Annotated in this window: 13 protein-coding genes; 6 read left to right on the plus strand and 7 right to left on the minus strand. The window is 51.3% G+C overall.

Annotated elements, in window-relative coordinates:
* Window positions 1-40 precede the first annotated feature (40 nt).
* The 3 genes from parE to P0X86_RS12480 all read left to right on the plus strand — a co-directional run bounded on the left by parE (window position 41) and on the right by P0X86_RS12480 (window position 5,333).
* A complete protein-coding gene (gene parE / locus P0X86_RS12470) occupies window positions 41-2,020 on the plus strand; it encodes a DNA topoisomerase IV subunit B (RefSeq protein ID WP_096773323.1) in 1,980 nt (659 codons plus the stop codon).
* An 11-nt stretch (window positions 2,021-2,031) separates the two neighbouring features.
* Window positions 2,032-4,491, plus strand: a complete 2,460-nt coding sequence (gene gyrA, locus P0X86_RS12475) for a DNA gyrase subunit A (RefSeq protein WP_036665571.1) — start codon at window positions 2,032-2,034, stop codon at window positions 4,489-4,491.
* A gap of 410 nt (window positions 4,492-4,901) precedes the next feature.
* Window positions 4,902-5,333: a MarR family transcriptional regulator gene (locus P0X86_RS12480; RefSeq protein WP_277748592.1), complete on the plus strand. Its 432-nt coding sequence runs from the start codon at window positions 4,902-4,904 to the stop codon at window positions 5,331-5,333.
* Window positions 5,334-5,486: 153 nt separating this feature from the next.
* Here the strand turns inward: P0X86_RS12480 and P0X86_RS12485 are convergent, their stop codons facing one another.
* The 5 genes from P0X86_RS12485 to P0X86_RS12505 all read right to left on the minus strand — a co-directional run bounded on the left by P0X86_RS12485 (window position 5,487) and on the right by P0X86_RS12505 (window position 11,538).
* Window positions 5,487-6,848 (minus strand): lytic polysaccharide monooxygenase, encoded by a 1,362-nt coding sequence (locus tag P0X86_RS12485; RefSeq protein WP_213577836.1) that lies wholly within the window; start codon window positions 6,846-6,848, stop codon window positions 5,487-5,489.
* Between the two features lie 410 nt (window positions 6,849-7,258).
* Window positions 7,259-7,978 carry an RluA family pseudouridine synthase gene (locus P0X86_RS12490; protein ID WP_213577838.1) on the minus strand — a complete coding sequence of 240 codons (720 nt, stop codon included), beginning with the start codon at window positions 7,976-7,978 and terminating at the stop codon, window positions 7,259-7,261.
* A 4-nt stretch (window positions 7,979-7,982) separates the two neighbouring features.
* The gene (locus P0X86_RS12495) at window positions 7,983-8,846 is read right to left on the minus strand and encodes a class I SAM-dependent methyltransferase (RefSeq protein WP_015734608.1); all 864 of its coding nucleotides are present in this window, start codon (window positions 8,844-8,846) and stop codon (window positions 7,983-7,985) included.
* A gap of 123 nt (window positions 8,847-8,969) precedes the next feature.
* Window positions 8,970-9,488: a GNAT family N-acetyltransferase gene (locus tag P0X86_RS12500; protein WP_192572439.1), complete on the minus strand. Its 519-nt coding sequence runs from the start codon at window positions 9,486-9,488 to the stop codon at window positions 8,970-8,972.
* An 88-nt stretch (window positions 9,489-9,576) separates the two neighbouring features.
* Window positions 9,577-11,538, minus strand: coding sequence for an endonuclease MutS2 (locus P0X86_RS12505; RefSeq protein ID WP_192572438.1), 1,962 nt, complete (start codon window positions 11,536-11,538; stop codon window positions 9,577-9,579).
* Between the two features lie 554 nt (window positions 11,539-12,092).
* On the opposite strand from P0X86_RS12505, the gene pepF reads away from it, so the two are divergent.
* Window positions 12,093-13,892: an oligoendopeptidase F gene (gene pepF / locus P0X86_RS12510; protein WP_096773328.1), complete on the plus strand. Its 1,800-nt coding sequence runs from the start codon at window positions 12,093-12,095 to the stop codon at window positions 13,890-13,892.
* A gap of 113 nt (window positions 13,893-14,005) precedes the next feature.
* Here the strand turns inward: pepF and P0X86_RS12515 are convergent, their stop codons facing one another.
* Together P0X86_RS12515 and P0X86_RS12520 are read right to left on the minus strand one after the other, a co-directional pair.
* A complete protein-coding gene (locus P0X86_RS12515) occupies window positions 14,006-16,636 on the minus strand; it encodes a PAS domain S-box protein (RefSeq protein WP_277748593.1) in 2,631 nt (876 codons plus the stop codon).
* A 598-nt stretch (window positions 16,637-17,234) separates the two neighbouring features.
* Window positions 17,235-17,516: a GNAT family N-acetyltransferase gene (locus tag P0X86_RS12520; protein WP_192572435.1), complete on the minus strand. Its 282-nt coding sequence runs from the start codon at window positions 17,514-17,516 to the stop codon at window positions 17,235-17,237.
* 132 nt (window positions 17,517-17,648) lie between these two features.
* On the opposite strand from P0X86_RS12520, the gene P0X86_RS12525 reads away from it, so the two are divergent.
* Window positions 17,649-17,969: a hypothetical protein gene (locus tag P0X86_RS12525; RefSeq protein ID WP_015734614.1), complete on the plus strand. Its 321-nt coding sequence runs from the start codon at window positions 17,649-17,651 to the stop codon at window positions 17,967-17,969.
* Between the two features lie 123 nt (window positions 17,970-18,092).
* A complete protein-coding gene (locus P0X86_RS12530) occupies window positions 18,093-18,548 on the plus strand; it encodes a VOC family protein (protein WP_192572434.1) in 456 nt (151 codons plus the stop codon).
* The last annotated feature ends 234 nt before the right edge of the window (window positions 18,549-18,782 follow it).

Genomic DNA, 18,782 nt, shown 5'->3' on the forward strand with positions numbered 1-18,782 from the left:
TAGAAAACACGAGATACGTGAAATTGAAGGAGGAGCATGAATGGTCGAACAGATCGATATGTTTGCAGAGTCATCAAAGAACGGCGGTACTAACCGTTCAGGATACGATGCTGACGACATTCAAGTGCTCGAAGGCCTTGTTGCGGTACGCAAACGGCCAGGCATGTACATAGGGAGCACAAGCTCGTCGGGTCTGCATCATCTGGTATGGGAAATTGTGGACAACGCCGTAGACGAGCATTTGGCCAAGTACTGCTCGAGAATTGAAATTACTTTGCATAAAGACGGATCCGCGACGGTATACGATAACGGGCGCGGCATTCCGACCGGGATGCACAAGACAGGCATTCCCACGCCGCAGGTGGTCTTCACGATTTTGCATGCCGGCGGCAAATTCGGCGGTTCCGGATACAAGAAGTCCGGCGGCCTTCACGGCGTTGGCGCATCCGTAACCAATGCGCTGTCCGAGTGGCTGGAAGTGGAGATATACCGCGAAGGTAAAATTCACCGCCAACGCTTCGAGTACTGGCAGGACAAAAAAGGAAAAGAGCATGTCGGAGAACCGGTAACCGGTCTTGAGGTGCTGGGCAATACGAACAAAACAGGGACGAAAATCACGTTTAAACCGGACGCGCGCGTGTTTACCGCGGGAACGCATCTGAACTACGACACGCTTGCAGAGCGCTTACAGGAGATCGCCTTCCTGAATTCAGGACTCCGGATCGTCTTGAAAGACGAGCGGAGCGGGAATGGGGAAGAATTTTTTTATGAAGGCGGCGCAAGCCAGTTCGTGCAGTTCTTGAATGAAGGCAAGGACGTGCTGCACGATGTGATCCATTTTTATGCCGAGAAGGATGACATCGAAGTCGAAATCGCCCTTCAATATAATGCAGGATACACCGAAACGCTGGCCTCGTTCGTTAACTCGATCCCGACGCGCGGAGGCGGTACGCATGAGACGGGCTTCAAGACGGCGTATACCCGCGTCATGAACGATTATGCACGAAAGAACAATCTTCTGAAGGAAAAGGACAAGAATCTGGAGGGGAATGACCTCCGGGAAGGCATGATGACCGTAATCAGCGTCAAGATGGCTGAGGTCGAATTCGTGGGTCAGACGAAGGACCAGCTGGGAAGCGCCTCTGCGCGGAGCGCGGTGGACAGCATCGTTACCGAGAAGATGCAAATTTTCCTAGAGGAAAATCCGCAGGTCGCCCAAACGCTGCTGAAGAAGGCCATTCAGGCCTCCAAAGCGCGCGAAGCGGCCCGGAAGGCAAGGGATGAGATGCGCAGCGGCAAGAAGCGCAGCGAGAGTTCCAATCTTGGGGGCAAGCTGACACCGGCCCAGTCCAAGGATTTTTCGCGAACCGAATTGTTCATTGTCGAAGGGGACTCCGCTGGCGGCTCGGCGAAACAGGGGCGGGATTCGAAGATCCAGGCGATCCTGCCGCTTAAAGGGAAGCCGATGAACCCGGAAAAATCCAAGCTGGCCGACATCCTGAAGAATGACGAATACCGTGCGATCGTATCCGCGATCGGCGCGGGGATCGGCACGGAGTTTACCGCCGGGGACAGCAATTATTCGAAAATCATCATCATGACCGATGCGGATACGGATGGAGCCCACATTCAGGTGCTGCTGCTCACGTTCTTCTACAGATACATGAAGCCGTTGATTGATGAAGGCCGCGTCTATCTCGCGCAGCCTCCGTTGTATAAAATCGCCAGCAAATCCGGCAAGCTGGAAACCGTGCGGTATGCCTGGACGGATGAGCAGCTGGCTAATTATTTGAAGGAATTCAAAAATTTTGAACTGCAGCGCTACAAGGGACTGGGCGAGATGAACCCGGAGCAGTTATGGGAAACGACGATGAACCCGGAAACACGCACCTTGCTGCAGGTTCAAATCGAAGATGCCGCCAAAGCGGAGCGGCGCGTGTCTACGCTGATGGGAGATAAGGTAGATCCCCGCAAGCGGTGGATCGTTGAAAATGTCAACTTCGCGGAGTTTGAGGAATAGAAGGTGAATGAATGAGTTTATCGGAGCAATTTTTGCCGGCATTTCTGGAAGAGGTTGTAGGTGACCGATTTGGCCGGTATTCCAAGTATATAATTCAGGACCGGGCGATCCCGGACGTTCGTGACGGCCTGAAGCCCGTTCAGCGTCGGATTCTGTACGCCATGTACGATTCGGGTAACACACCGGATAAACCATACCGCAAATCGGCGAAAACCGTCGGGGATGTCATGGGTAACTACCATCCGCACGGGGACTCATCGATTTATGAAGGCATGGTTCGGATGGCCCAGCCATGGAAAATGGGACATGTGCTTGTGGACGGTCACGGAAACTGGGGTTCCCAGGACGATGATCCGGCAGCAGCAATGCGTTATACCGAGGCCAGGCTGTCGCCGATTGCCATGGAGCTGCTGCGCGATATCGAGAAGCGTACCGTGCTCTTCAAGGACAATTTTGATAACACGGCGAAGGAGCCGGTTGTGCTGCCTTCGCGGTACCCGAATCTGCTTGTGAACGGAGCTAGCGGCATTTCCGCGGGCTTCGCCACTGAAATCCCGCCTCACAATCTGCGTGAAGTGATCGATGCGTGCATCGCCGTCATGCAAAAGCCGGAGATCGAGCTGGACGAGATCATGACGTTCATAAAAGGCCCGGACTTCCCGACCGGCGGTATCATCATGGGCGGCGAAGGCATTTTGGATGCCTATCGGACAGGCAAAGGCCGGGTCTATCTGCGATCCAAGACGGACATCGAATCGCTCCGTGGTGGTAAACAGCAGATCGTCATCACGGAAATTCCTTATCAGGTTGTTAAGTCCAGACTGGTTACGGCGATGGAAAACATTCGTCTCGAGAAAAAAGTCGAAGGCATCGCCGAGGTACGGGACGAGAGCGGACGGGAAGGGCTTCGCATCGTCGTGGAGCTGAAGAAGGATGCCGACGCGAACGGGATTCTGGCTTATTTGTTCAAGAAAACCGACCTGCAGATTACGTACAATTTCAATATGGTTGCCATCGTGAACAAAACCCCTCAGCAGCTGGGGCTTAAAGCGATGCTGTCGGCCTATATCGACCATCAGCGTGAAGTCGTCACCCACCGGACGCAGTTCGAGCTGGAGAAAGCCGAGGATCGGGCACATGTATTGGAAGGCCTCGTCAAGGCGCTCAACATACTGGACGAAGTGATTGCGGCTATTAAGGCTTCCAAGAATCGCCAGGATGCCCAGAACAATCTGCAATGGATGTTCGGTTTCACGGAGAGACAAGCCGACTCGATTCTGACGCTGCAATTATACCGTCTTACCAACCTTGAAATTCATTCCCTGCAAAAAGAGCTGGACGAGCTGACGAAGAAAATCGAGGGCTTGCGTGCGATTCTCGACAGCGATAAGAAGCTGATTGGCGTCATTCGCAAAGAGCTGATCGAAATTCGGGAGAAGTACGGCATCGACCGGCGTTCGGTTATCCAGGAAGAAGTGGAAGAGATCAAGGTGAATCTTGAAGTGCTTGTTAACGCCGAGGATGTGCTCGTAACCTTGTCGAATGAAGGCTATATTAAGCGTACCAGCATGTTATCCTTCACCCGCAGCGGCGGTGAGCTGGAAAGCTCAGGCGTCAAGGAAGGGGATTACATCACGCGGTTGTTTGAAGTCAATACCCTGGAGAATCTGCTGATCTTCACGAGCCGCGGGCAATATTTCTTATTGCCGGTGCATCAGGTTCCGGAGTACAAGTGGAAAGATGCCGGTACGGCCATCGTTAACGTGATCCAGGTACCGAAAGAGGACCATATCGTATCGGTCATCCCGGTTTCGAACTTTGACGAAGCGGGCAAATCGCTTGTCTTCGTGAGCCGCAAAGGGCAAGTGAAGCGGACAGATCTCAAGGAGTACGTAACCAAACGGTCTGGCGCGGTTGCGGCAGCGAAGGTAGCTGCGGAAGACAGCATCATCCAGGTCGTTATGAGTGACAGCAATAAAGATATCGTGCTGATCTCGAAAGAAGGGATGAGCATCCGCTTCAATGAACAGGAAGTCAATGCCATGGGACGCGTTTCCGGCGGGGTTCGGGGAATCCAGCTTCGAGACGGGGACGAGGTCGTTGCGGCATTATGGGTGGAGAACGATGAAGGCGAGATTTTGACTATCACGGATCTTGGATACGGCAAGCGAAGCTTGCTGTTGGATTATCCGGCCCAAAGCCGCGGCGGAAAAGGCATGGCCACGTTTGAGTTCAAGGAAGGCAAGCGGGTGAAGCCTAACGGCAGCGCCATCGTCGGCGCGTTCTATTGTCGCGAGCCGCTGCAGATTAACGCTTATAGCGAAGACGGGCAAGCTTTCCCGATTCACACGGAGAAGGTTCCGATTATGGAGCGTAAATCGATTGGTAAACTACTGGCCGATGTCGGCAAGAACGGGCAGATTGTCGATTTGGTCAGTCTCCCGCATGCAGAGTTAGGCAAAGAAGGTTAGGCAAGAGCGAGCCTTTCCTTTAATTCGGATATGGTTTGAATAGAGATGAATGGACGAAAGCACCTTCGATGAACGGTTGTCGGGGTGCTTTTGTTGTATTTAGCGTTGGATGACGCATATTTAAATTTATACTATTTGACATATGTCTGGCGCTGTCGAAGTAAGCTGAATGTTGAGAAACGCCGTCACACAAGGCATGACGGGTTTTGTCGCTTGATTGGAAATTATATTTTTTAACGAAAAAAGAAGGATATTGGCTGGCGTCCAGCGAAAAGTTAATCCTATAAACTATTATGAAAATCATGACGCTGGCTCAAACGGAAGTTCATTCATCGGAGTACAGTTCCGCAAACTCAGATGGTATTTCGATGTTTGATCATGACAGACATAACGGAAGGGACGGGATAAACATGCATACTGCCGAATTCGCCAAGGTGTGGTCCAAGCTGGCCAAGGATTATAAACTCCATATGGAAGCCGGATTGGCCCCGACATTGACGGAGTCGCAACTCATGGTGCTGGAAGTGCTTGCTGAGCAGAAGCGGATGAAACCTTCCGATTTCATTCCTTACCTGGCTACAAGTCCGGCTGCCGTAACGATGCTATTGGACCGGATGGAGAAGAACGAATTGATCAAACGGGAACGGGACGCAAATGACAGACGGATCGTCTGGGTGACGATATCCTATAAAGGACGCGAGGAATATACGCGCGGATTACAGGTTAGGGAGGAGTACCTTTCCCGGATCTTGAACCGCATATCCTCGCATAATCAACAGCTGCTTGTCTATCTATTGGGAAAGATCAGCACGGCTCCGCAGGAGGCTCTGGTCGAGGCGTAGGCATTTTTGACCCAGCACCCTACATGGAATGCACAGAAGCCCCCATGTCTGGCTGCCTGCGGCAGCTTCGACTTTGGGGGCGGTTTCATTGTTTTGCTAATATTGCTTTCTAGTCACGTGGTCACTAACGAACCTTGGCATAATTTAAAGAAGTTAAGACTTAAGCAGCCATAAAGCCGGCACGTTAGCGGGTTCCCATCCAGGCAGGGACGTATGGGCTTGGCGGCACTCATAGGTTTTGCCTCCATACGTGACCAAAGCTCCCTGCTGGTATGAAGTATTCGGAGCCCAGGCCGGAGTTTCCGGTACAGAGCCGTCCGCCGTGGTGACTTGCAGCTCATTGCTGGCTGGGGATACGTTGCCTGCCGCATCGCGTGCTTTTACGGTAAAGCTATAGGTCGTGTTTGGCGATAATCCGCCAACTGTATAGGATAGCGTGCTGCCGGACACCGTCGTAACCAGCGTGGTGCCCCGATATACCTCATAGCCGCTTACTCCGACGTTATCCGTGGAAGCGTTCCAGGCTAATGATACGCTTGTGGACGTCGATCCCGCAGATCGTAAATTGGCAGGAGCCGTCGGAGCTTGGGTGTCCGGAACGGGATTTGATGTGCTGGCGGTTAGCGGGCTGCTCGCCTGTGATACGTTGCCTGCTCCGTCACGGGCTTTTACCGTAAAGGTATAGGAGGTGCCTGCTTGCAGGCCGGTAACGGTGTGGCTCAGGGTGGATCCGGATACCGTTGCCACTAGATTGGAGCCTCGATAGATTTCATAGCCTGTGACTCCTACGTTATCCGTAGAGGCGTTCCAGGCGAGCGAAATGCTGCTGCTTGTAACCCCTGTGGTTCTCAGATTCGCCGGCACGGTCGGTGCCTGCGTGTCCTGATTGCCGCTGCCGTTATTCAGGTTCACGTCGATCACGTTATAGAAGGCATTTCCCGTATCGGCGATTTCCCATACGGCGAGGATGAGATAGTAGCCGGTGCGGTCGGTAGGTACGTTACAAGTATGGGTTACGGTGTTCGGCGGTTGTTTGCCGCCGTCATTGAAGGAGCAGAACAATTCGAGATCTGCGCGTGCGAGGGGTTTGCTGGAATCCCAGCCTTTTTTCGTAATATAATATTTCCAATCGGATGTAGCATGGGCTGCGGTCAGCACCCACTTAAACGTGTTCGGCCCGCCGTTCATGTTTACCTTGCTCCAGCGGGTTGGCGTCTGTTCATACAGTTCGGTAAAGATTCCGGCACCGGTGATTTGGCCGTCCGCCGGTCCGCCGATCGGAAAGTTCCCTTTCCCTTCCAGGGAATGCGGTTCATAGATGATTCTGCCGCAGTTGACGTTCTCGCCGAGCTTGCACTTATAACCACGACTGGCCGGTGATTCGATATAACCATGAGCGGAAACGCTGCTTGCCGTAATGATCATAATGGTGAAAAACAACAGTGTGCTTCCTAAAAAAATCCACAGCGGTTTCAAATGCAAGCGGTGATTTGTTTGACACTGAGCCTGATCCATAACAAATACCTCCTTGAATATTGAATTTGAAATTCAGCGGACTCCTGCTGCTGATCAAACCTCCTTATGCTGCGGGTTTACTTGCTCTGCACTAAACAGGACCGAACCGGCTAGCGACTCCCTTCATGGATTATCCTTGATCATCCTCCTCCTCGGCAACCGTGATCTATATAAACCCCAAGATGAGGTTCATACCATGATTGTACAAATCAACTAAAAAATGTTAATCTATTCTGGTTACTATTCTTTGCCATTCTTTGTTAAAAGTAAAGGGATAATATATTATGATAGAGGGATAAAATATTACATTATATGTAATTAATTACATAGTCATAGCATTAGGCGTAGACATACAAAAAAACGAAATCCAATGATGGATTTCGTTTTTTTAACATACATTGATAGGTTCGTCATGTCGATCCCAGCTGGTCCATATTGAAGATACTCCAGGGATAAACGGAAGGCGGCAAGGAACGAATGGAGATGTCCTCTTTGGTAACAGGGTGAGGGAACCCGACCAACACGGACCATAAGGCAATCTGTTGGCCGGCCTTGTTCACCTTGCTTCCATACTTCTGATCGCCGAACAGCGGATGACCCGCATGGCTGAGCTGAACACGTATTTGGTGCGGTCTGCCCGTGTGCAGCTCGATCAGGACAAGACTTACGCCTTCCGCTGCTTGTAGCACCGTATAATCCAGAATGGCTTCCTTGGCTCCGTCCGTCCCTTTGGAGGTAACATGGACGGTGTTGGTTTTCGCATCCTTGTACAGCATGTTCACGAGCCGGCCTGAAGTTTTCGCTGGAACACCGTGAACGACCGCTACATACTGCTTACGGAAGCTGCGGCTCCGGACGGCCTCCGATAATCGGGAGGCGGCTTTGGACGTCTTAGCGAATACCATCGCTCCGCCCACGGGACGGTCAAGGCGGTGCACCAATCCCAAAAAAACGTTCCCCGGCTTGTCATAACGCTCCTTGATGTCCTGTTTCAGTATGGTCAGCATGTCGGGATCACCGGTAGCATCCTCCTGCGAGGGGATGTTGACCGGCTTGGTTACGCCCAACACATGATTATCCTCGAAAAGAATCGGCACGGCCGGATACGTTGCTGGTCCCCGTCTGCTCATCGAATCAGGACTCCCATCTGCCCAGGATGCCGCATGGCAGGTTCATGCCGGAGCGGGTAATCGGCAATCCGATTTCGCCTGCGCTGATCAATCCGCCGTACTTCGGCTTCATGGTCATGGTGAGCATGTTGTTCAGAACGGTCGGGGAGATGCCGGTCGTGTAGGAGTTAATCAGCATGAACAGCGGGTTATCCGATACGATGCTCATGCAGCTTTCGAGGAATGGATACAGGCTCTGTTCCAGCTTCCACGTTTCTCCGCTTGGTCCGCGCCCATAAGAGGGAGGATCCATAATGATCGCATCGTATTTGTTTCCCCGACGCTGTTCCCGCTGCACGAATTTAAACACGTCATCCGTAATATAACGTATAGGGCGGTCAGCCAGGCCGGACAATGCAGCGTTTTCCTTGGCCCATTGAACCATCCCCTTCGCAGCATCCACGTGGACGACCTGAGCACCGGCAGAGGCCGCAGCGACGGTAGCTCCGCCCGTATAGGCGAACAGGTTCAGCACGCTGATCGGACGACCGGCGGAAGCGATTTTGTCCATCATCCAGCGCCAGTTCGCAGCCTGCTCCGGGAACAAGCCGGTATGTTTAAAATTGGTCGGTCGGATATGAAATTTCAATTGGTCGTACGAGATGGTCCATCGATCCGGCAGCTGCTTTTTCATGTCCCATTGCCCGCCGCCGGACGAGCTGCGGTGATAATGTCCGTGTACATTGCGCCATTGTCCGTCTTCACGTTCAATCGGCCAAATGATCTGCGGATCCGGACGCCGTAGAATGACATCGCCCCAGCGCTCCAGCTTCTCACCGCCACCGGTGTCGATGACCTCGTAATCTTGCCAACCTTGAGCTACATACATGTTGAAAACCATCCTTCAAATAGTCATTTAGACTTTATTGTACAACATATTGAAAGCTGAATGCCACCAAGGATTGCTTGCCTCAACCCTACCACTCGGATGACACGGTCTATGAAGTTCGGCTTACCCCAAATTTTCGAATGCGGAATGAAAACGGAATTCGCCATGAAGGTCATGAAGTGCGCCTTGCTGAAGCTCGGCGACCATGAACGCCTCATCGGAAACGGCGAATTGGGATACATCGATTCCATGGTTTCGGGCCTGGACAAAACCGTAACGCGGATAATACGAAGGATGGCCGAACAGAAACACAAGCGGATAGCCATGCGAGAGACACCGCCGTTTCCCCTCTTCAATCAGTTGCCCGCCGATCCCCTGCCGTTGATACTTCGGAAGCACAGCCAGCGGCCCTAGCGCAGCTACCCGATGGGTATGATCGCCGTCAAGAAGGCTCCCCCGGCTAAACATAATATGACCCTTGATGATCCCGTCCTCTTCGGCAACCATGGACAATTCCCTTTCAAAAGCTCCGTCTTCCCGCAATCGTTGTACCAGGATCGCTTCTTCCTGACCGGAAAAAGCCTGGATGAGCAGCTCGTTGACCTGCTCATAATCATTCTTGGTTTCGGTACGTATGTTCATCGTTATCTCTCCTTCAATATATGGTTCATGTTTCTTTATTTCGTTATTCGTGTTCGTGCATTCGGCCGACTTATCGATCCAGGCATCGTTACTCCGGCTTCGTTTCAATTTGCAATCCTTCAACATGCTTGCGCTTCATCAAATTGCGCTTCTTCCGGTTCTCTTTGCTTTCAAAAACGATATCCAGATCATAATCCTCCGGGTAGAGATCCTTAGCCGCAATATAGGGCTTCAACCGTTTATGGTTGATTTTCAAACGCTCCTGTTGAATCATGACACCGATATGACCTCTAGCGTCCATGGTTTCATAAACGGTGCCGCTTCGTTTCAAATATGGCACATAGACCCGATCTCCTAGCTGATAAAGGGAAGAGGCGGGGGCTTCGTCTTCTTTATTCTTGTCGTCTACGGGTTGATCCGGACCCTCGATAGGGAAGGAATCGTATTCACCCGGGGTTGGTTCTCCGGCCCGTTCTTCGGTGTCCGAGCTATCCTCGTGACTGTAGGCCGCAATACCTCTTGTCGTCCCCGCCTCCGTGATTTCCCGCGATCTGGCTATGATCGCTTCCGGAATCCCCAGCTTAGCAGCGATGACAAAAGCATAACTGTGACCGGCTTCACCAATCCGCAGGCGGTAGAGCGGCTCGAGGGTGTCGGCATCAAATTCCATGCGGGCATTCTCAAAGCCTGCCGTGCGATCGGCAAAATTTTTGATTTCGGTAAAATGGGTAGTGACCACGACCGTTGCTTGACGTTGAAACAGCTCTTCCAGAATGGCGATGGACAACCCGACGCCTTCACCCGGGTCCGTTCCGGAAGCCATTTCATCGAGCAATACCAGCGTGGACCTGCCGGCCGTCTGCAAAATGTCGCGGATGTTGCGGATATGGGCCGAGAATGTGCTCAGGGCATGCTCCAAACTCTGCCCGTCCCCGATGTCGACGGACACCTCGTCAAAGACGGCGCAATGGCTGCCCTCCGCTACGGGAACCAGCAAACCGGACTGAACCATAATGGTGATCAGCCCAACCGTCTTCAGCGCTGAAGTTTTGCCGCCGGTATTTGGACCCGTTATGATTAAGGTTTTATATCGTTTCCCGATGGTGAAGTCCAGCGGTACCATGGAGGAGCCGATTAAAGGGTGAACCGCGGATTTGAGATGGATGAATCCCTCCTGGTTCAGATCCACATTGCGCCCTCCGATGGAAATCGCGTATTTGCCCCTGGCTATGATGTAGTCGTAGATTCCGACGGTATCGGCGTTGGTTCTCAGTTCGTATTGATACTGCTCGACGAGTGCCGTCAAATCGCTCAGCACTTTGGTTTCTTCCCGGACCTCATCGGCTTGCAGGTGGTTCAGTTCCATCTGAAGCCCCTGCATATCGGCTGGTTCGATGAATACCGTCTGCCCGCTGGCCGATTCATCCAGAATCGAGCCACTCACGGCTTTTCGGTGTTCCTTCTTGATGGGCAGCACGTAACGTCCTCCGCGTTTGCTGACGACATGCTCTTGCATGATCCCTTTGTAACGGCTCATCAGGCTGTCGAGCTTACGCTTGATCCGTTCCTCGGTTACGATGATTTTTTTGCGGATTTTCGCCAGGTCTTTGCTGGCGCCATCCACAACGCGGCCGGCATGAATGCTGCGTTCGATTTCGGACAGGAGCGGGCGCAGTTCATGCATGGAAGAGGCGTAGGAACTGATCGTCGGAGCAATGCTGCTCTTGGCGGCCATATATTGAATGAGCTGACGGCAGCTTCTGAGATACTGGACCAAATGGCCGAAATCGCGCTCGGACAGGACATATCCGGTGCCGAGCAAATCCAGGATCAACTCAACGCCCTCCAGTGAGGGAATAGGCACGCTAGCCCCGCTTTGCAGCAGGGTTTTGGCTTCCTCCGTTTCATTGAGCTTATTACGGATGGCCTTCATCTGGGTGAGGGGGGCCATCTTCTGAATGTGCGAAATGCCCAGATAGGATACAGCAAAGCGTTCGAGTTCGGTGCGTATTTTCTCATACTCCAATTTGTTTAATGCCAATGGCTTCATGGGTTACATTCTCCTTTAGACTAAAATGGTGGAAGGTGATACAACGCAAAAAAGGCGGAAAGCGAACTACTCAGGTTCGCTTTCCGCCCAAAGACCGTTATTCCGATGGATATGGCGTGGGACAGCTCCAAATAACCCCGCTGAGTAAAGAGGGGAGACCCAAAAAATCCGTGCTGAACTCAGCACGGATGACCATATCATATCGAAATAAACCCTAAAGGGGCTTCAATTGATATCCGCAGTTCTTAACTAATTCAACGGACGAAATGAGAATCCATCAAAAAATAAACATATCCCCAAAAAGGAAATGCCCAGAATTTTACATTTCGATCCATATGAAATTGGGTTAGTTAAGAACGACCACCGACATCAAAATCTCTCCTTTAGATAAGAGTATGGATTAACTATATCCATAAACACGGTCGGAAGTCAAGGCTTAAATGAGGAGGCGTTTCCCGTAAAAAACTGTGATAAGATGGAAGGGTGACGCTGCTGCTAATCCTTAAGCCGTGCAGCAGCCAGTGATCGCTTAAGACAGGAGAGGAGCTGTATCCATGGGGAAATTGCTGACACGAGGTGAGGTTCCAATCGAGGCTACCTGGAATCTGGATGATTTGTTTGTCTCGCAAGAAGAATTTGAAGCGGGTCTCAAAGCGCTTGAATCGCAAGCTGCTCAATTGACGCGGTTTAAGGGCAGGCTAGGCGATGGTGCATCTGTACTTCTCGAATGCCTAAATGAACAGGAAGCGTTGATGGAGAGCATCGGCCGAGTCGGGGCATATGCCAGACTGCGTCAGTCGGAAGACGGAACCAACCCGTCCAACCTGGCGAATTCGGCCAAAACGGGCGATGTGTTGTCCCGCATCCAGTCCTCCTTAACTTTTATTGAATCGGAGCTGCTGGACCTCCAGGACGGAACCATCGAGCATTACATAACGAAGGAAGAAGGGCTGGCGCCTTATGCCCGAAGCTTGACGCTGCTGCTGGAGTCCAAGCCTCACCGCTTGAGTCCTGAGACGGAGAGCGTGCTTGCATCGCTGGGCGAGGTGCTCGGTTCTCCTTACCGCATCTATTTGCGCAGCAAGCTGTCGGATATGACCTTTGATGACATTCAAGTGAATGATGAAACCAAGCCGGTCTCGTTCCGTCTGTACGAGAATTCCTACGAAATGTCCGAGGATACGGAGCTTCGGCGCGAAGCCTATGCGTCTTTTACGAAGTCGCTGCAGGGGGCGCGTCACACTTTTGCCGAGGCGTACGCCACGGAAGTGAAGAAGCAGGTGGTGCTGTCCCGGCTTCGCGGGTATGACTCCGTTACGGATATGCTGCTCAAGCCCCAGCAAGTGACAATGGATATGTACACTCATATCCACGATACGATTCTGAAAGAGCTTGCTCCGCATATGCGCAGGCTGATGAAGCTGAAGAAACGCGAGCTTGGTCTGGATCAGATGCTGTTCTGCGATTTGAAAGCGCCGATGGATCCGGATTTCAATCCAAGCGTAACCTATGAAGAAGCTTGTGCCACCATCTCCAGCGCCTTGTCGATTCTTGGTCCCGAATACGGCGAGATCGTTGAATCCGCGTTCTCCAAGCGCTGGGTGGACTATGCCGATAATATCGGCAAATCTACAGGAGCGTTCTGTTCATCGGTTTACGGAGTGCATTCCTATATCCTGATGGCATGGGCGGACAATATGCGCAATGCCTTCACGTTAGCACACGAGGTAGGGCATGCGGGCCATTTGATGCTCGCTGCACGCTATCAGCGCATCACCAATGCCCGTCCGTCCATGTATTTTATCGAAGCGCCGTCAACGATGAACGAGCTTCTCTTGGCGGATCACTTGCTGAGTCAATCCGAGGATAAGCGGATGCGGCGCTGGATCATTCTCCAACTGCTGAGCACCTATTACCACAATTACGTGACGCACCTTCTGGAAGCGGAAATGCAGAGAAGGGTATACCGCCATGCGATGGCCGATGAACCGATTACGGCAGACAAGCTGTCCGAGCTTAAGGGTGCAGTGCTTTCCGATTTTTGGGGAGACGCCGTGGAACTGGACGAAGGCGCGAAGCTTACCTGGATGCGGCAACCGCATTACTATATGGGACTATACCCTTACACCTATGCGGCAGGCTTGACCGCTTCAACAGCTGCGGCGCAGCTGATCCGCGAGGAGGGCCAACCGGCCGTGGACCGATGGCTTCAAGTGCTCAAGGCCGGCGGCAGCAAGAGCCCGCTGGAATTGATGGCCATGGCGGGCGTCGATATGTCCACGTCGGAGCCGATTTCCAAAGCGGTGGCTTATGTAGGCAAACTGGTAGACGAACTGGAATCCCTCTACCAATAGAACGAAACCGATCACTCGGTGCGAAAACGAGAAAAAAGGTGGTCCACAGCATAAGAAGCCATGGATCACCTTTTTTTGACGCAGATCAATTGAGAACGAAAAGTGACCGAATGTTACGGGTTCGTGTGAACATCCTGCAGCGTATGGGTCGGAATCGTAAAATAGAAGGAAGAACCGACATTTTCACGGCTCTCGACGCCAATGACGCCGCCCATCAGCTCAACCAGCTTTTTACTGATCGCAAGCCCTAATCCGGTACCGCCATATTTACGGTTCAAAGATGGATGGAGCTGCGAGAAGGAAGTGAACAGCTGATGCTGGAGCTCGGGCGCTATGCCGATTCCCGTATCCTTTACTTGAAAAGCAAGCGTGAACTCTTGGGTGCCCGTCCTGCGAAGTCCTTCCACGTTCAACGTTATGCTGCCTTCATGCGTGAACTTGATGGCATTGCTGATGAGATTCACAAGCACCTGCCGCAGCCGCAGGGCATCGCCGATAATCACGTCGGGGACATTGGCGCTGTTGATGTTGAACGATAAGGACAACCCTTTTTCCTTGGCTTTCGCCGAGAATAAATCAACGACGACTTCGAGCAAGGAGCGCAAATCAATCGGTTCATGATTAAGGGTCATATTGCCGGTCTCGATTTTACTGAAATCGAGGATCTCGTTCAGGATGTGCAGCAGCGAGCCGCTGCTCTCCATGAGAATATGGATGTAATTCTGTTGGTCTTCGTCTAGCTCTGTCGTGCTTAACAGCTCGATCATCCCGATAATGCCGTTCATCGGCGTCCGGAGCTCGTGGCTCATCATGGTGAGAAACTCCGTCTTTGCTTGATCCGCCCGTTCGGCGTTCTCCTTGGCGCGGATGATCTCTTTCTCGTCCGTAATATCGCGGAATACCATGACGGCGCCTTTGCGCTCTCCTTGATCCCAAATCGGATTAACCTGATAATCGGCTAAAAAGCTGGTACCGTCTCCTCGCCAGAGTACGATTTCGGCTCTGGACAGCGGTACGCCTTGTTTGACTGCCTGAACGAGAGGAGAATCTTCCCCGCGATAGAAAGTACCGTCATGGCGAATTTCCTTGATGATCTGGTCGCACGGTCTTCCAATGGTCGTTGCAGGTTCGTAATCAAGCATGGCTGCCCCGGCCGGATTGATGAAAGCGACTTGCCCGTGAATGTCCAGACCGATGATGCCCTCCGATACCGTATTCAGCAACAAGGTGAGCTCCCGGCTGAGCTTCTTGATCTCTTCCATCGTCCGAATGCGTTCGGTGATGTCCCGGGTAATGCCATAAACGCCGACGACTTCGTCATCCACGAAAATCGGAATGTTGATGGTATTGATTTCGATGGGGCGTCCATCCTTATGAATGATGGTCAGATCATAGCTTTGGGGTATGCCTTCCTTCGCTTGATTAAAATGAAACAGCGTGCGAGCCATGTCTTTTTCCGCTACAATCGGCCCGAAATACATTCCGATGAGCTCGTCTAACGTATATCCCGTCAGCTCCTGCAGATTCTGGTTGGCCGTTATATAATCACCGTCCAAATTCATGGAGTATACGGCGGATGGATTGTACTCGAACAGAGAGCGGTAGCGCTGCTCGCTTTCCTTCAGCTTAAATTCCATTAATTTTCGTTCGGAAATGTCGCGGGCAATCGAAATAATTTCATTCTTCTGATCACCCTGCGTGCTGATATATTTGCAATTGACCTCAAACCAGATGTGCCTGCCATCCTTATGTATATAGCGGAAGGTGATCGGTGTGAGCATTTTGCCTTCCAGGCAATTCTCTAAATAGTCCTGTAGCGGCGCAATATCCTCAGCGTATACGTAGTCAAAAGTACTGGTGCCGACCATCTCTTCGGGGCGATACCCGAGCAGGGCGTAGCAGGAAGGGGAGCAGTAAAGAAACGTAAAGCAGTCAATGGTGCTTCGCGATATGAAATCGAGCGAATTTTCGGTGATGAGCTTGTACTTATTCTCATTCTCCAGCGACTGCTGCTCGATCATCACCTGTTCGGTAATATCCTGTGCCATGCCGACCATCTCCATAGGTCTTCCTTCGTTCGTAACGGTGACCTCCCACTGGGCTCTGATGGTTCGGATTTGTCCGTCTTTAAGCTGGATCCGGTATATGATTTCGTCTGCTTTACCCTGTACGGCCGTGCGCACAACCTGTTCCAGCCGTTCGCGATCCTCCGGAATGACCAGGGACATCAGCGCGTCATGATTTGGCTCGATGGCATTGATCTGATACCCGTAAATTCGCCTCATTTCATCGCTGTAGGTAAGCGTATGCGTGATCAAGTCCCAGCGCCAGGAACCGATCTTGGCAATCCGCTGCGCATGGGCCAGCGTATCCTCATCCGTTTTACGTTTGGTTATGTTTCGTCCTATGGCCAGTACCTTGTCAATTTCACCTTGAGCACCCCGAATGAGCTGAAACGACGTTTCAAACCATAAATAATGTCCTTCCTTATGGCGAATGCGTCGAACAAAACTATCTTTCTCCGAAAATAGTTTGCCTGGTTCCTTCATTTGCTCGGAATCGACTTGATGGTAGTATTTACCGCGGTGTTGGCCCAACATTTCCTCTTGGGTGTATCCCAGTATGTCAGTGGCAGAAGGTGAGATGTATTCGATGATGCCGTCGGCGCTGCTGATGGATATGAGGTCTTGTCCGCTTTTTGAAATCAGTGCCAGCAGCTCGTCATTCTTGATGATCGGCGGCAAAGCAGTCCCCTCCTGCACGGTCCCGGGTTCCAGGCAGCACATGATCCACGGTGTCCTGTCTTGTGAGGGGGCTCCAGCAGGGAGATACTCACGGCGACATGCACTTGGCGCCCGTCCTGGCGAATAAAATAAGATTCTCTTGAGAGAGTGGACGTTGGGCCATATATCAATGATTGCAATATTTGTTGAAAAGATAGGTTGGATAGAACTTGGATTTCGGAAGGTTTGAGCTGAAGCAGGTCAGAACGCTTGGATTCCGTTATTTCGCAGAATCGGTCGTTCACCATCGCAACAGGCTCGTCAACCGCAGAAATCAGGATCGCCCCAAAAGGCAATTTGTCAAACATCTGTTCCCAGACCCAATTCTCCGCTGTTTGCATCATGTTAATAATTGCCTCCCTAAGCTAAGCTATACCATTTGATCATAGAGGATAGGATCGCTCTATCGCAATAGAAAATACCAAAGTTAAATACTGACTGAAAATCCGGGCGCGCGAAAGCCAACCGATAAGGGGAGCATTCTTATGGCTGGCCAAGTTCAAACTAACAGATGCTTCATTTTTGATTGCATGTTTGCCAAGGTTGTTTAATAGCATATTTATTTGTGCAGAAGTACGCGATCGTCGAGGTTTTTATCAAAATAATGCCCGGCATAGGAGCAAGCGGGGATGATTTTCAAGTTTTCTTCCCTGGCGTATCCGATCACTTTTCGTACGAGCTCATCGGCAATGCCTTGACCCCGTAGCCCTGGAGAAATATAGGTATGATCGATGCTGATCACTCCGTTTCCTTGTGGGGAGTAGGAAATTTCGGCTACTTTTTTGCCGTTGTCCTCAATGTAAAAGCTGCTTGGCCCCGTTTGTATATTTCGTTTGTCCATGATGTCTAACCTCCTTCATCTGGTTGTACTATACCCGTATCGGCGGTGCATTAAACGGATTGCGGATAGGCGAACACCCTTGAGAGGGCAATTGCATACAATGCGGGTAGAAGAGAATGAAGGAGGAGCAACATGAACCAATATTCAACTCAACCGCAAATGCTGTTTCAATGCGATCACCAGTTGGTACATTCCATGAAGAAACATAGAGAAAGCGCCCATTCGGCCATGAAAAACGTGGTGAATCGCAAGGTAAGGGTGCATACGATGGATGATGAAGCCGTTGAAGGTATCGTCATAAATGTCGATGCAAAGAATGTGTACATTCTTGTAGAACAAGGCAACAGAGGTTTCTACCCGGGATACCCTCCATTTGTGCCGTACGGCCCCAATCCTAATGTCGTATTGCCTTTAGCATTGTTCAATCTATTGGCAGTCAGCTTGTTGTGGTAGCCAACGAAGAACCTGCGGTCCGCAGGTTCTTTTTTTATGAAAAATTTCAAAAAATATTATTTACATACATGCTGTATGTATGTTAAATTGGGATCATTCCATATACAAGGAGATGTTTTCCATATGAAACTTCAAGGATTTTATCCCGTCATCATGACAGAACAGATTGCCGAAAGCGCAGACTTTTACACACGGTTGTTTGGTTTTGAGGTTGTTTTTGAAGCGGATTGGTATGTAAGCTTGAAGAAGGGAATCGAGGGACCCGTCGCTTACGAGCTGGCGATCCTGTCCAAAGATCACCCGACGGTTCCCTCTGCTTATCAGCAGCGTGTACAGGGGCTGATACTCAATTTTGAGGTGGAGGATGTGGATGCCGAGTACGAAAGGCTGGTCATCCATGAAAAGCTGCCGCTTCATCTGGACATTCGTGATGAGGAGTTCGGCCAGCGGCATTTTATTATCAGTGACCCGAATGGGGTGCTGATCGATATGATTAAGATCATTCCACCTTCCCAAGCCTTTATGGAGCAGTATAATGAAGAGGTGTGGTCCACGAAGGATGACGGCACCGGCGAATGAGTACAGCCTTTCGCGCAGAAGGATTACTTCGGTAAGAGAGCTTGCGGATTTTCTGTCAGATTGAGGTAAGCCGCATGTACCGGAGCTTCCTCGGGGGCATTTATTAAAAGCCGCAAGCCGCTGACTTTTACATCCGGAATCATCTGATAATACCGTCCATGGATCCGTCAGCATTCGCTAAGCTCCATGGCGAAGGGTGTAAGACCAGGAAATGCTGGGGCTTCCGTCGTCCTT

The organism is Paenibacillus sp. BR1-192 (genome assembly GCF_029542445.1).
Classification (GTDB): domain Bacteria; phylum Bacillota; class Bacilli; order Paenibacillales; family Paenibacillaceae; genus Paenibacillus_AQ; species Paenibacillus_AQ lautus_A.

Excerpts from the sequence above, each read along its gene's own strand:
- P0X86_RS12525 (WP_015734614.1), top strand. The coding sequence starts at position 17,649 with ATGAACCAATATTCAACTCAACCGCAAATGCTGTTTCAATGCGATCAC.
- parE (WP_096773323.1), top strand. The coding sequence starts at position 41 with ATGGTCGAACAGATCGATATGTTTGCAGAGTCATCAAAGAACGGCGGT.
- P0X86_RS12500 (WP_192572439.1), bottom strand. The coding sequence starts at position 9,488 with ATGAACATACGTACCGAAACCAAGAATGATTATGAGCAGGTCAACGAG.
- P0X86_RS12485 (WP_213577836.1), bottom strand. The coding sequence starts at position 6,848 with ATGGATCAGGCTCAGTGTCAAACAAATCACCGCTTGCATTTGAAACCG.
- P0X86_RS12480 (WP_277748592.1), top strand. The coding sequence starts at position 4,902 with ATGCATACTGCCGAATTCGCCAAGGTGTGGTCCAAGCTGGCCAAGGAT.
- P0X86_RS12490 (WP_213577838.1), bottom strand. The coding sequence starts at position 7,978 with ATGAGCAGACGGGGACCAGCAACGTATCCGGCCGTGCCGATTCTTTTC.
- P0X86_RS12495 (WP_015734608.1), bottom strand. The coding sequence starts at position 8,846 with ATGTATGTAGCTCAAGGTTGGCAAGATTACGAGGTCATCGACACCGGT.
- gyrA (WP_036665571.1), top strand. The coding sequence starts at position 2,032 with ATGAGTTTATCGGAGCAATTTTTGCCGGCATTTCTGGAAGAGGTTGTA.
- P0X86_RS12505 (WP_192572438.1), bottom strand. The coding sequence starts at position 11,538 with ATGAAGCCATTGGCATTAAACAAATTGGAGTATGAGAAAATACGCACC.
- P0X86_RS12520 (WP_192572435.1), bottom strand. The coding sequence starts at position 17,516 with ATGGACAAACGAAATATACAAACGGGGCCAAGCAGCTTTTACATTGAG.
- P0X86_RS12530 (WP_192572434.1), top strand. The coding sequence starts at position 18,093 with ATGAAACTTCAAGGATTTTATCCCGTCATCATGACAGAACAGATTGCC.
- pepF (WP_096773328.1), top strand. The coding sequence starts at position 12,093 with ATGGGGAAATTGCTGACACGAGGTGAGGTTCCAATCGAGGCTACCTGG.